This is a genomic window from Mesorhizobium sp. WSM4807, assembly GCF_055811615.1.
On the sequence record NZ_JBVVQY010000023.1, the window covers coordinates 1 to 12391 of the forward strand.

Here is a 12391-nt window from a genome sequence, read left to right on the forward strand (position 1 = left end):
CCCCCTCGCGCACAATGCGCAAAACTGTTCGCGATGTCCTCGCACACCTGTTCGCGATGTCCCCAGTCCAAACACCCACAAGGGGGAGGGAGACTTCCGCTGGCGCTGACCTCGGCAAATTGCCTGCCTTTCGGCGCCAAAGGGGAAGTAAGGGCGCGCGGCAGCGTTCCCTCCCCCTTGTGGGGAGGGTTAGGGTGGGGGTCCATCTTCGCAAGAATCCAAATGCGATTACCCTGCCCGCAAGGGGGAGATTGGCAGCTTCGGCGTTTACACCAGCCCGCGCTTGACCATCATCGCTTCGGGCGACGGCATCTTGCCGCGGAAGGCGGTGTAGAGCTCTTCCGGGTCCTTGGAGCCGCCGGCGGCGTAGATGTTTTTCCTGAGCCGCTCGGCCAGCGCCGGATTGAACGGGTCGCCCGTCTCTTCGAAAGCGGCGAAGGCGTCGGCGTCGAGCACCTCCGACCACATGTAGGAATAGTAGCCGGCCGAATAGCCGTCGCCGGCAAAGATGTGGCCGAAATGCGGGGTGCGATGGCGCATCGCGATGGTGTCGGGCATGTTGAGCTTTTCGAGCGTTTCGGCTTCGAAACGAAGCGGCTCCTCCGGCGCATCCGGCCGCGCGTGGTAGGCCATGTCGACCAGTGCTGACGCGGTGAACTCGACCGTGGCGAAGCCGGCGCCGAAGGTGCGCGCCGCCAGCATCTTGTCGACCAGCGCCTTCGGCATCGGCTTGCCGGTCTTCACGTGCAGCGCGTGCTTTTCCAGCACCGCCGACACCGTCAGCCAGTGCTCGTAGAGCTGCGAGGGCAATTCGACGAAATCGCGGCTGACCGAGGTGCCCGAGACCGACGGCCAGGTCACTTCGGTCAGCATGCCATGCAGCGCATGACCGAATTCGTGGAACAGGGTTTTGGCCTCATCGACCGACAACAGCGCTGCCTCGCCCTCCGGCGGCTTGGCGAAATTCATGATGTTGTAGATGACCGGCTTGGAACCATCGCCAAGCTTGTAGCCGGACTTCAGCGCGCTCATCCAGGCGCCGGAGCGCTTTGAGGGCCGCGCGAAATAGTCGGCCAGGAACAGACCGCGCTCGCTGCCGTCGGCATTCCTGACGACGAAAACGCGTGCGTCCGGATGCCAGGTGGCGATGCCTTTCTTCTCCTCGAAGGTGATGCCGAACAATCGTGTCGCTACGTCGAAGCAGGCTTCGATGATGCGGTCGAGCTGCAGATAGGGCTTCAGCTCGGCCTCGTCGAAGGCAAACTTCTCGGCGCGCAGCTTCTCCTGATAGAAGCGCCAGTCCCAGGCGGCGAATTCTTCGTTGCTGCCGGCCTCGGCCGCCAGCCGCTGCAATTCGATCTGGTCGTTTGCGGCCTTTTCCAACGCCTTTTCCCAGACCGGATCAAGCAGCGTATGCACCGCCTCCGGCGTCTTTGCCATGGTGTCGTCGAGCTTCAGCGCGGCGTAGGAAGCGTAGCCGAGCAGCTTCGCCTTTTCGGCGCGGAGACGCAGCATATCGCGCACCACGGTGGTGTTGTCGGTGGCGCCGCCGTTCTGGCCGCGCATGGTGAAGGCGCGGAAGGCAATCTCGCGCAGGTCACGGCGCTCAGAGAAGGTCGAGAACGGCTCGTAGATCGAGCGCGACAGGGTGACGGCATAGCGGCCCTTCTGGCTGCGCATCTCGGCGGCCTCGGCCATCGCGCTTTTCAGGAATTCCGGCAGGCCGGCAAGGTCGGCCTGGTCGAGGAACAGCGCCCAGTCGCGCTCGTCGGCAAGCAGGTTCTGGCCGAAAATCGTGCCGAGCGACGACAGTTCCTCATTGATCGTCGCCAGCCGCTTCTTGCCCTCGGCGTCGAGCTTGGCGCCGGAGCGGACGAAATTTTTCCAGGTCTTTTCCAGCACCCGCAGCGTTTCGGCATCGAGCTTTAGGGCTTCGCGGCGCTGGTAGAGATCGTCGATGCGGGCAAACAGCCTCTCGTTCATCGAGATCGCCGAGAAATGCCTGGACATCTTTGGCGAGATGTCGCGCTCCAGCGCCTGGATCGCCTCGTTGGTGTGGGCGCCGGCCCGGCACCAGAAGATCGACGAGACATGGTCGAGCGCCTTGCCGCCAAGCTCGAGTGCTGCAAGCGTATTCTCGACGGTCGGCGTCTCGGCATTGCCCGATATCGCCTCGATCTCGGCCTCATGCGCCTTTAACGCCGCATCGAAAACCGGAGAAAAATCGCCGTCGTCGATGCGGGTGAAATCGGGCAGGCCGAGCGGCCCTTGCCAGGTGGTCAGCGGATGGGCGGCGAGGTCGACGGTATTCGTGGACGGCATGGACAATCTTTCGTAAGTGAGGGGCTTTCGCTGAGTGGCTGTAAGGGCAGGGCGGGACCATCACCGATGTAAGGCGCTGGCTTGCCGCACGCAATATCGCGGCCGGTCAGTAGCCGTCGCAGTTTTCCGCGATCGCCGCCTGCGAACTGGCGGTGATGCGGTTATCGGCGATCGCGAAGGTTTCCTGCATCAGCATGTCGTTGTTGGGGAAATCATAGTAGGCGATGACGGTGGTGACGCCGCCTTCGGTCTTCTCGATCCGATGCCGGATTTCAGCCCCGGCGACAGCGCCTTGCCAGTCGTCGATGGAGGCGATGAATTCCTGCTTGGTCTGGACGACGCCGAGATCGTCGAGTTTTATCCGGACGTCGTCGGCAAGCAGATCCGACAATTCCGTGCGATCGGCGACCAGCAGCGCCGCGTACCAGCGGTCGATGAGCGCGCCGTCATCGGCGCGGGCGGACATGACTGAAAACAGCAGCGCCGCTGCGGCCAAGGCGATCGAACGGCATACCATGCAAGCCTCCTACGTCATCTCCGGCCGCTCGAAGTCACCGGTGTCCTTGTTCATCACCCAGAGCTCGCCGGTCGAGATGTCGAACCAGGCGCCGTGCAGCGACAGCCGTCCCTTGCCTTCCAGGATCGAGACGCAGGGAAAGGTCCTGAGATTGGCGATCGAATAGCGGATCGAAATGCGCTCGAGCGCGGTCTGCCGCTCGGTCGCCGTCATGAAGGTGCTTGACGACACGGTCTCGGCTGCCGGTGCAATCAGGCTCATCCACTTGCCGATGAAGTCGCCGGGCGACAGGGGCGCTGCCGTACTGTCGAGTGCCGCGCGGATGCCGCCACAGCGGCCATGGCCCATCACCACGATGTTCTTGACCTTGAGGCTCTGCACGGCGAATTCGAGCGCCGCCGAGGTCGAGTGGAACTGGTCGTCGGGCGCATAGGGCGGCACCAGATTGCCGACATTGCGCAGCACGAAGAGTTCGCCGGGGCCAGCGTCGAAGATCGCCTCGGGAGCGGCGCGCGAGTCGCAGCAAGCAACGATCATCGTTTCGGGCGACTGGCCCTCGCGAGCGAGCGAGCGATAGCGTCCGCTTTCGGCGAGGTAGCGGCCGCTCATGAAATTGCGGTAGCCGGTGAGGAGATGGTCAGGGAGATGAGGCATCGGCGGCGTCTGGAGCCTTTCGGGTTTAGACGGCAGCTCTTTTAAGTCAGGAAGGCTCTAACGGCAAAAGCCGGTCGCGAGCAATGCCGAATCGCAGATGGCTGCAATTGCCATGCTGGAAGGCCCCCTCATCCGGCCTCCGCTTCGCTACGGCCACCTTCTCCCCAAGGGGAGAAGAGGTCGCAGGCGCCGGTGCCAGCCTCTTCTCCCCAGCGGGGAGAAGGTGGCCCGAAAGGGCCGGATGAGGGGGGCCTTCGCCCAATGCGATTGTCTCGCCGATAGACGGGGCGAAGAAATTCATGCCCAGATCGCCACAGGGATGCCAAATCGGTCGGCGAGCGGCGGATCCGGAAACGGCCTTGCCTCGCCGCTGGCGATGCGGCCGGCGATCAGCATCATCGCTGCGGCGTCGAGAAAGTCGTCGGCAGCAGCGCCTCGCGGCGGCGTCCGGTCGAGAAAGCCACTGATATAGCCGTGCCGGCAAAGCAGCGCCTTGCGTTCCGCCATGCCGGCCGGGTTGACGGCGCCCTTGATCTTCTTCGGCAGGCGCATTGCCTGATCGCCGTTCAGGCGGCAGAAGGCGACTTCCGGATGCGATTCGAAGACGCGGCTGCGCAGTTCGGGACGCGCGATCAGCACCGCATCGACCTCGCGGATCTTGGCAAAGATGCCAAAAGCCTGGATCGAGACGCCGCGCGGCGGATCGGAGGTCGCCTTGGCCACTTCGCTTGCCTGGCGATGCGCGGCATACCAGGCCTCGATCGTGGTGAAGCCATCCGTATGCGCGTAAAGCGCCGCACGCGAGGGGATGGCGAAGACACTGGATTGCCTGTTACCAAGCAGCGGCCGCACCAGCGCTTCGGGCCCGCGGCCGCCCTTTTGCGAAAGATCGGGCAGGCCGATCGGCATGTCGACGGCGACTGTCGCATCGGCCGGCAATCCGTCGAGCAGCGCTGCGAAGCTGGCAAAAACGGCTACCACGGGTGCTGCGCCCGGATCGCGGCGAACGGCGATCCAGCCGGCCCTGCAGCCGTCGACGCCGACAAAAGTCACGCTCTTTTGTCCCGCCCCGGATGCAGGAGATGGCGAAGCTGCACCATCGCCATCGGGTGCGACAGGCTCTGCGCGTCGGTTTCGAGCTGCAATTCGTCGCCGCCGCGCTTGGCAGTGCGCGCCAGGATCTCGTAGACCGCCGCCGTGGTCGACTGCAGTGCCTTGATCGGCGGCTGGCCGGACAGGATGCGCGCCAGATAGACGGCCGCCGTCAGGTCGCCGAGGCCATTGGGCGGGTTGTCGATGAGGCGATGTTCGGCGAGCAGCGCCTGGTTGCCGTTGAGCAGCAGATTGCCGGTGCCGCCGGCCATCATCGCCGGCGCCGAAGTGACCAGCATGGTCGACGGCCCGGCATGAAGGGCGGCCGCCATCACCGCTTTCAGGTCGGGCAGCGGCGCTTCCGCCATCCATTCCAGCTCGTAGCGATTGGGCGTGGCGATGTCGGCGATCGGCATCAGTCGGTCGCGCATGGCAATGGCGGTCGTCTCCGGCACAAAGAGCCCGCCCGAATCGCCCATCACCGGGTCGCAGATATAGACGGCGTCCGGCGTCTTCGCCTTGACCGCGCCGACCAGCGAGGCGACGGCGTCGGCCTGGCCGCCTTCGCCGAGATAGCCGGACAGCACCGCGCCGACCTCGCCCAGCCACGGCGAGCGCTCGAGATCGGCCATCAGCGCCCTGAATTGATCGAGCGGCGGCACGATGCGCGTCGCCGGTCCATGGCCCGGATGCCAGGGCAGGATGACGGTCGGCACCGCCCACACCGGAAAGCCCAGCGTCTCCAGCGCAAAGACCGCGGCGCGGTTGCCGACCGAGCCGCGCGCGACATGGCTGGAAATGACGATGACCGCGCGCGGCGCGTCGTGTTCTTCGGTGCTCACGAGGTTCCTAACTTTGGCTGACGAAAACCACGAGCCAGATCAACAGGCCAATGGCGATAACGAACCCCAGCGCCCGGCCAATGCACGTGCCCCAATATTCGATCGGGTCCGACTGGTCGGCGTCTGCAGCAGTGACGCGATCGCGCGCGCCCTTCGCGGTCCGCGCAATGAACGAGGCCGGGTCGGATTCGCGTGCCACGCGCTCGATGATGCGGCGCGATTCGTCGTCGCTGTCCTGGCGTTCCGCCATGGCGATGCCCTGTTTTCGCGGCGACTTTAACCTGTTCGCCCGGCCAATTACAGGGCCTGGCAGTGAATGATAAAGCACCAGTAAGGTCCCCTCCGGAGGTCATGTTCTCGCGCACGGATTGTGGTAATGCTTCGCCTGTCAGTCTTATCGAGGGATCTTTCCATGCTTGCCCTTTCCTCCCCTTTCGTCTTCCGCAATCTGCCTGCCTTGCTGATGATGGCGATCGTGCTGCCGCTGCTGGCCGGCTGCGGCTACAACACCATCCCGACGGCGGAGGAAAACGCCAAGGCCGCATGGAGCCAGGTGCTGAATCAGTACCAGCGCCGCGCCGACCTCATTCCCAACCTGGTCGAGACGGTCAAGGGTTATGCCGCGCACGAGAAGGATACGCTCGATGCCGTGGTCGAGGCGCGCGCCAAGGCGACGCAGGTGACGGTGACGCCGGAAACGCTGAGCGATCCGGAAGCCGTCAAGAGATTCCAGGACAGTCAAGCCGGCCTGACCAGCGCGCTGTCGCGGTTGCTGGCAGTGGTGGAGAACTATCCCGATCTCAAGGCCAATCAGAATTTCCTGGCGCTGCAGGCGCAGCTCGAAGGCACCGAAAACCGCATCGCGGTCGCCCGCCGCGACTATATCCAGGCGGTGCGGGAGTACAATCTGACGTTGAGGACCTTCCCGTCGGTGATTTGGGCGACCCTGTGGTTCCGCGACAATCAGCCGTTCGCCAACTTCACCATCGAGGAAGACAAGATGCAGACGCCGAAGGTTGATTTCGGCACGCAGCAGGGCGGGTGAGCGCCCATTAGATCTGGTCTCCTGTTGACCTTGCACTTTTTCGCGCCCCCCTCTGTCCTGCCGGATATCTCCCCCACGAGGGGGGAGATTGGCGGTGCTTGCGAAGGCGACCATTCACCAGCTTTAGGAGTTGGCGAAAACGGCCGCGATAGTCGATCTCCCCCCAAGTGGGGGAGATGTCCGGCAGGACAGAGGGGGGCGCGAAGCAACGCCAGCCTGGCATTCCTGTTCATCGTCCTAAGCCTTCTCTTTCTCCCCCTCGCCACCATTGCCGCCGAATTGCCTGTTCTGACCGGGCGGGTTGTCGACAATGCCGGCATCATCGATGCCGCGACCGAGGCGGCGCTGACCCGGAAGCTGGCCGATTTCGAGGCCAAGGGCTCGGACCAGATCGTCGTCGCGACAATCAATAGCCTCGACGGCGAGGAGATCGAACCCTACGCCAATCGTCTGTTTCGCGCCTGGAAACTCGGCCAGGCCGGCGAGGACAATGGCGTGCTTTTGCTGGTCGCCAACAACGACCGCAAGATGCGCATCGAGGTCGGCTACGGGCTGGAAGATACGCTGACCGACCTGCACACCAAGCTGATCATCGAAAACGACATGGTGCCGGCCTTCCGCGCCGGCGATTTCTCCGGCGGCATAGCCAAGGCCGTTGACGACATGGTCATGGTGCTGGAAGGCAATCCGGAAGAGCTGGAAACACGCGGCGAACGCAACCAGCAGCCGCCGTTCAACACCGACGATCTGTTCTTTGCGATCTTCATAAGCACCTGGGCGATCATCTTCTTCGGCAGCATCGCCGCCTCCATCCTGCCGCCGATCTTCGGCCGGAAACTCGGCCCCGGCCGCTATCGCTGGCTGGGCATGACTTTCGAGCCGGGCCGGCGATCATCTGGCGGCTGGTCGTCTGGTGGTGGAGGTTGGTCCTCAGGCGGTGGCGGCTTTTCCGGCGGCGGTGGCTCGTCCGGCGGCGGCGGCTCATCGGGAAGCTGGTGACGGCATGACAAGACGCGTCATCAGTTCACCAGCTTCCGGCCGTTTCGCCGCGACGATCGGCACTGCCTTGGCGGGCGTGGCGGTGCTGCTGCTGGTCGGCTTCACCGCTCCCGCCGCCGAACTGCCTGTTCTGACCGGGCGGGTCGTCGACAATGCCGGTATCATCGATGCCGCGACCGAGGCGGCGCTGATCCGGAAGCTCGCCGATTTCGAGGCCAAGAGCTCGGACCAGATCGTCGTCGCGACGGTTCCTAGCCTCGACGGCGAGGAGATCGAGCCCTACGCCAATCGTCTGTTCCGCGCCTGGAATCTCGGCCAGGCCGGCGAGGACAATGGCGTGCTTTTGCTGGTCGCCAAGGACGACCGCAAGATGCGCATCGAGGTCGGCTACGGGCTGGAAGGTACGCTGACCGACCTGCACACCAAGCTGATCATCGAAAACGACATGGTGCCAGCCTTCCGCGCCGGCGATTTCTCCGGCGGCATAGCCAAGGCCGTCGACGACATGGTCATAGTGCTGGAAGGCCATCCGGAAGAACTGGAAGCGCGCGGGATCCGCAATCCGGCCGAAAGCAATGCCGTCGATCCCATCGTCGCGCTGTTCATCATCGTGTGGGCGACGCTGTTTCTAGGCGGCCTGGCGATGGCGTTCCTGCCGCCGATCTTCGGCATTAAGCTGTCGCCTGGCGTGTATAAATGGCTCGGCATGACATTCCGCTATGGCCAAAGGTCGGGTTCCGCGTCCTCGGGCGGCGTCTGGACAACCGGCACCGGCAGCGGCTGGTCGTCGGGCCGTTCCGGCGGCGGCTGGTCGTCGGGCAGTGGCGGCGGCGGCTTTTCGGGCGGCGGCGGCTCGTCCGGTGGTGGCGGTTCCTCAGGAAGCTGGTGAGACACAACATGGCAACACGACCGATCAGCCCCGAGGACCATGACCGCATCGCCAAAGCGATCCGCGCCGCCGAATCAAAGACCGACGGCGAAATCTACTGCGTGGTGGCCTATGCCAGCGACGGCTATTTCTTTCCGGCCGCCTTCATGGCGACGCTGGCCATGCTCGTTGTCAGCCTCGCCGTCAGTTACGGGCTGGAAGCGTGGTGGCTGTCGATCCGCGTGCCGCATTTCGTCATTGCGCAGCTTCTGGCGATGGCCTCGGTGCTTGTCGTGTTGTGGGCGCTGCCCGGCTTGCGCATCCACCTGGTGCCGAGACGGCTGCGTTACCAGGCCGCGCACGCCAATGCGATAAAGCAGTTCCTCGCCCGCAACGTCCACCGCACCACGGCGCGCACCGGCGTGCTGGTCTTCGTTTCGATTGCCGAGCACTACGCCGAAGTGATCGCAGACAGCGGCATCGACAGCCGTGTCGGCCAGCATGTCTGGGACGGCATTGTCCGCGACCTTACCGCGCATGCCCGCGACGATCGTCTCGCCGAGGGCTTCATCAAGGCGATCGGAGCGACGGGCGCGGTGCTGGCCGAGCATTTCCCGGTTTCTACCGGCGACAGCAACGAGCTAGACGACCATCTGGTCGAGATCTAAGAGCCTGCCTGCAAACGCTACTCTGCCGGACGCCTGACGCGATTTTCTGCGCTTCCGATGCTCACGGACTTAAATGTCCGCTGCGCCTCGGCAGAGCGCGTTTTCAGACAGGCTCTTTTCGTGTCGCAGGCACGTCTATCGTCTGTGCGAAAGCTTGGGAGGCGCTGACCGGACTCTTGCAATCGGCCGATGCGGGTTTATGGTTAACCAATCATGAAGACGCTGAGCATCGACATCAGGAAAGCCGAGCCGCGCGACGCAAGCGCCATCGCCGACGTGCATCTGCTGGCCTGGCGCGGCGCCTACTCCGGCATCATCCCGCATCGCACGCTGACATCGATGATCAACCGCCGCGGCGTCGACTGGTGGGCGAACGCCATCCGTCGTGCCGCCACCGTTCTGGTCGTCGAGATCGGCGGCAAGGTCGCCGGCTACGCCACGATCGGCAAGAACCGCGCCCGCGAGCTCAAGCAGCAGGGCGAGATCTACGAACTTTACGTGCGCCCGGAATATCAGGGCATCGGGCTCGGCAGCCGGCTATTCTCGGCCGCACGGGCGCGACTGGCAGACCACGGCCTGAAAGGCATGGTGGTGTGGGCGTTGGAGGACAACCAGAGCGCGCTCACCTTCTATGCCGGCGCCGGCGGCCGCGACGTCGCCGAGGGCGTCGAGATCTTCGAGCAGAAGGCTCTGAAGAAGGTCGCCTTCGTCTGGGAATGACGGCTCGACACGCCTTTCGCTAACACCCTCAGCTGCTTTCAGTACCATTCGCCGCATTGCACCATGCGCCGCTGCCCGCTATCGGTCTCCAATCGAAAGAGGGACAAAAGCCATGCGTATCGAAGCCATCGCCATCGGAAAGAACCCGCCGGAGGACATCAACGTCATCATCGAGGTGCCGATCGGCGGCGAGCCGATCAAGTACGAAATGGATAAGGAGGCCGGCACGCTGTTCGTCGACCGCTTCCTGCACACCTCGATGCGCTATCCCGGCAATTACGGCTTCGTGCCGCACACGCTGTCGGGTGACGGCGACCCGATCGACGTGCTGGTCTGCAACACGCGCGCGCTGGTGCCGGGCTGCGTCATCAATGTGCGGCCGATCGGCGTGCTGGTGATGGAGGACAATTCTGGTCTGGACGAAAAGATCATCGCAGTGCCTTCGCCCAAGCTGACGCTGCGCTACGAGAACGTCACCGAATACACGCACCTGCCCGACATCACCCGCCAGCAGGTGCAGCATTTCTTCGAGCACTACAAGGATCTCGAACCCGGCAAATGGGTCAAGATCGAGGGCTGGCACGATGCCGCCTACGCCAAGAAGATGATCGTCGAGGCGATCGAACGGGCCAAGGCAAGCAAGTAGCCGAAACTCCTGAAGTTGACCGAATGGGTTGTCGCAACGATTGAGGTTGGCCGAAGCCCCTCAGCTTCGTCATCCCTGGGCGGAGCGACGCGAAGCGGAGCGCAGTCCCTGGGATCCATTCCGTGACATCAACCGAAGTGCGCAGCGGACCAGAATTCTGCACCGTTGCGGCGCTTTGACGTCACGGCATGGATCCAGGGGTCTGCGCTGCGTCGCTGCGCTCCTTGCTCCGCCCCAGGATGACGAAGTCAGTTATCGACGCGGCCGAAAGCGGGCGCGTTGCCGATAACCACGCGCTGGTCCTTGCCGCAGGCAAAGGTCCGCGCCTTCTCGTCGGCGAGCTTGCGGGCCTGGTCGTTGGCGCTGGGGTTGCCGGTGGCCAGCACCAGGCCGACGGTGCAGCCCTCATAGTTCTCCGGCTGGGCGACCTTGGCGACGACCAGCACTTCTGTCGGTTTGTTCTCCCCCTCGGGATTGCTGATCGAGCGACGGTGGATGACCGCGAAAGGAATGGCCAGATCGCCGTTCGTCTCGATGCGCCACTCGAGTCTGGGTGCAGCCGAATTGAGCCCGACAAAACTTTCCCAGACCGCGGTCATGTCGCTGGGCGGAAAACCGTAGAACAGCGATTCCCGGGCATCGTCGTAGGAGATCAGCACCGGGTAGCCGCGATAGCCCGAACAGGCGAGACTGGCCCAGTCGCCTTCGTCTTCTTCCGCCTGCGCGTAGGTCACGCAGTCCTTCTTCCAGTCGAGATCGGTGTAGGCGCTGGAAATGTCGCCGGCCTGGGTGGCGTGACAGAGGCCGGCGAGCGCAAGCGGGATCAAAGAAACACGCACGGCGGAAATCCCCTCTGGCCAGCTACCTGGATCTAAGCCTTGCAAAAAAATACAGACCATACAACGCAGAAAACCAGGTGGCCATAACGAACGTTTGGTAGTCCATCCAGCAAATTGCCAGTAGCGACGCGCTGACTGCAAGTAGGACTACGGGAACAGCGACATCCAGGTATAAAAACACCAAAGCAGACGCGGATATCGATGCAGTTAAGATGTTCGCCATCTGGTTAAAGTCAGGGGCCTTGCCGAAGAAATACGCCGCAATCGATGATATGAGTATTAAGAAGACAACTCTGCGCAGTACGGCTTCCTTGACCGTATACTCGTTCAGGTCAAGGACCGTCCGAATGTCTCTTTTCTCTTGCTCGCCAATTAAGCCCGAGCTCCCCCGCCTCAGGTAATGAAGCAGGAACATCTTTTCGAGGTCGTCTAAAAACGTTCGAGCAAGGTTCAAGTCGGTACCGCAATTATCAACAGACTACGAGCGTGACGGCCATACTGCTTCCGGCTGGAAAGGACCGCAAGAGGTCTATTTCTTCAAGCTCGCTTCGATCAGCAGGTCGGCGTTTCGGGCTACAGACTTCGCCGGTCCGCCGGCACCGAACAGCTGGCCGCTGATATAGGCGCCCTCGATCAGAAGCAGCAGCCCGTCGCCCAGCGTATCGGGGTCGCCGGCACCCATTGCCGCCGCCATGGCGCGCAGGCGTCGCCGCAATTCCCGCTTGTTGGCCTCGCTCACGACGCGGGCCGGATGGCCGTGCTCGGGATACTCGACGGCCGCATTGGTCATGCCGCAGCCGCGATAGTCGGGTTTTTGCGTGCGCTTGCCGATGCGGGTCAGGAAGGCGGCAATCTGCGCGCGCGGATCGCCGGGATGGGCAGCCACTGCCGCGTCGAAGCGGGCCCAGAACTCGAGGTCGTATTGCCGGAGATAGGACGCGGCCAATTCGTCCTTGGAGGGAAAGCTGCGATAGAGGCTGGGCTTGGTGACGCCGGCCCGCCGCACGATCTCGTCGACGCCGATCGCCCTGATGCCTTGCCGGTAGAACAGGTCGCGGGCAACGCGAAGGATTTTTTCGCCGGCGCGCGGCGGTGCTACTCCATCCGCTTTGATCGCTGGTTCAATGCTTTTGATTCTCGACACGGTGTTGCCTGCTTGACAATGTTACCGATCGGTAC

At 63.4% G+C, this 12391-nt stretch carries 15 protein-coding genes; 6 read left to right on the plus strand and 9 right to left on the minus strand.

Going from position 1 to position 12391, the window contains the following annotated elements:
* Positions 1-267: 267 nt before the first annotated feature.
* The 6 genes from AC0L3N_RS24780 to AC0L3N_RS24805 all read right to left on the minus strand — a co-directional run bounded on the left by AC0L3N_RS24780 (position 268) and on the right by AC0L3N_RS24805 (position 5677).
* Positions 268-2322 (minus strand): M3 family metallopeptidase, encoded by a 2055-nt coding sequence (locus AC0L3N_RS24780; RefSeq protein ID WP_473550021.1) that lies wholly within the window; start codon positions 2320-2322, stop codon positions 268-270.
* Between the two features lie 106 nt (positions 2323-2428).
* Complete coding sequence (locus AC0L3N_RS24785) at positions 2429-2839, minus strand: nuclear transport factor 2 family protein (RefSeq protein ID WP_473550023.1); 411 nt, start codon at positions 2837-2839, stop codon at positions 2429-2431.
* 9 nt (positions 2840-2848) lie between these two features.
* Positions 2849-3493: a carbonic anhydrase gene (locus AC0L3N_RS24790; RefSeq protein ID WP_473550024.1), complete on the minus strand. Its 645-nt coding sequence runs from the start codon at positions 3491-3493 to the stop codon at positions 2849-2851.
* A 297-nt stretch (positions 3494-3790) separates the two neighbouring features.
* Positions 3791-4546: a DUF429 domain-containing protein gene (locus AC0L3N_RS24795; protein ID WP_473550025.1), complete on the minus strand. Its 756-nt coding sequence runs from the start codon at positions 4544-4546 to the stop codon at positions 3791-3793.
* Positions 4543-5427 carry a pyridoxal kinase PdxY gene (gene pdxY / locus AC0L3N_RS24800; RefSeq protein WP_473550027.1) on the minus strand — a complete coding sequence of 295 codons (885 nt, stop codon included), beginning with the start codon at positions 5425-5427 and terminating at the stop codon, positions 4543-4545. Before pdxY ends, AC0L3N_RS24795 begins: the two co-directional genes overlap by 4 nt.
* Positions 5428-5434: 7 nt before the next feature.
* Positions 5435-5677 (minus strand): hypothetical protein, encoded by a 243-nt coding sequence (locus AC0L3N_RS24805; protein WP_473550029.1) that lies wholly within the window; start codon positions 5675-5677, stop codon positions 5435-5437.
* A 162-nt stretch (positions 5678-5839) separates the two neighbouring features.
* Here AC0L3N_RS24805 and AC0L3N_RS24810 point away from each other — a divergent pair, with 162 nt between their 5' ends.
* From AC0L3N_RS24810 to ppa, 6 genes are all read left to right on the plus strand, one after another.
* Entirely contained in the window at positions 5840-6472 is a 633-nt protein-coding gene (locus AC0L3N_RS24810) for a LemA family protein (RefSeq protein ID WP_095495497.1), read from the plus strand.
* A gap of 216 nt (positions 6473-6688) precedes the next feature.
* The gene (locus tag AC0L3N_RS24815) at positions 6689-7471 is read left to right on the plus strand and encodes a TPM domain-containing protein (protein ID WP_473550135.1); all 783 of its coding nucleotides are present in this window, start codon (positions 6689-6691) and stop codon (positions 7469-7471) included.
* A gap of 4 nt (positions 7472-7475) precedes the next feature.
* Positions 7476-8360, plus strand: a complete 885-nt coding sequence (locus AC0L3N_RS24820; RefSeq protein ID WP_473550030.1) for a TPM domain-containing protein — start codon at positions 7476-7478, stop codon at positions 8358-8360.
* 8 nt (positions 8361-8368) lie between these two features.
* A complete protein-coding gene (locus tag AC0L3N_RS24825) occupies positions 8369-9007 on the plus strand; it encodes a TPM domain-containing protein (protein WP_473550032.1) in 639 nt (212 codons plus the stop codon).
* Positions 9008-9220: 213 nt separating this feature from the next.
* Positions 9221-9727: a GNAT family N-acetyltransferase gene (locus tag AC0L3N_RS24830; RefSeq protein WP_123148909.1), complete on the plus strand. Its 507-nt coding sequence runs from the start codon at positions 9221-9223 to the stop codon at positions 9725-9727.
* 112 nt (positions 9728-9839) lie between these two features.
* Complete coding sequence (gene ppa / locus AC0L3N_RS24835; protein WP_023800478.1) at positions 9840-10373, plus strand: inorganic diphosphatase; 534 nt, start codon at positions 9840-9842, stop codon at positions 10371-10373.
* Positions 10374-10621: 248 nt separating this feature from the next.
* Here the strand turns inward: ppa and AC0L3N_RS24840 are convergent, their stop codons facing one another.
* From AC0L3N_RS24840 to AC0L3N_RS24850, 3 genes are all read right to left on the minus strand, one after another.
* Positions 10622-11212 carry a hypothetical protein gene (locus AC0L3N_RS24840; RefSeq protein WP_473550033.1) on the minus strand — a complete coding sequence of 197 codons (591 nt, stop codon included), beginning with the start codon at positions 11210-11212 and terminating at the stop codon, positions 10622-10624.
* 22 nt (positions 11213-11234) lie between these two features.
* Positions 11235-11666, minus strand: a complete 432-nt coding sequence (locus tag AC0L3N_RS24845) for a hypothetical protein (protein WP_473550035.1) — start codon at positions 11664-11666, stop codon at positions 11235-11237.
* 75 nt (positions 11667-11741) lie between these two features.
* Positions 11742-12347 (minus strand): TetR/AcrR family transcriptional regulator, encoded by a 606-nt coding sequence (locus tag AC0L3N_RS24850; protein ID WP_473550137.1) that lies wholly within the window; start codon positions 12345-12347, stop codon positions 11742-11744.
* Between the last annotated feature and the right edge of the window lie 44 nt (positions 12348-12391).

What these genes read in the sequence shown, in the direction of transcription:
- AC0L3N_RS24780 (WP_473550021.1), bottom strand. Translation starts at nt 2,322, where the DNA reads ATGCCGTCCACGAATACCGTCGACCTCGCCGCCCATCCGCTGACCACC.
- AC0L3N_RS24785 (WP_473550023.1), bottom strand. Translation starts at nt 2,839, where the DNA reads ATGGTATGCCGTTCGATCGCCTTGGCCGCAGCGGCGCTGCTGTTTTCA.
- AC0L3N_RS24790 (WP_473550024.1), bottom strand. Translation starts at nt 3,493, where the DNA reads ATGCCTCATCTCCCTGACCATCTCCTCACCGGCTACCGCAATTTCATG.
- AC0L3N_RS24805 (WP_473550029.1), bottom strand. Translation starts at nt 5,677, where the DNA reads ATGGCGGAACGCCAGGACAGCGACGACGAATCGCGCCGCATCATCGAG.
- AC0L3N_RS24810 (WP_095495497.1), top strand. Translation starts at nt 5,840, where the DNA reads ATGCTTGCCCTTTCCTCCCCTTTCGTCTTCCGCAATCTGCCTGCCTTG.
- AC0L3N_RS24820 (WP_473550030.1), top strand. Translation starts at nt 7,476, where the DNA reads ATGACAAGACGCGTCATCAGTTCACCAGCTTCCGGCCGTTTCGCCGCG.
- AC0L3N_RS24825 (WP_473550032.1), top strand. Translation starts at nt 8,369, where the DNA reads ATGGCAACACGACCGATCAGCCCCGAGGACCATGACCGCATCGCCAAA.
- AC0L3N_RS24830 (WP_123148909.1), top strand. Translation starts at nt 9,221, where the DNA reads ATGAAGACGCTGAGCATCGACATCAGGAAAGCCGAGCCGCGCGACGCA.
- ppa (WP_023800478.1), top strand. Translation starts at nt 9,840, where the DNA reads ATGCGTATCGAAGCCATCGCCATCGGAAAGAACCCGCCGGAGGACATC.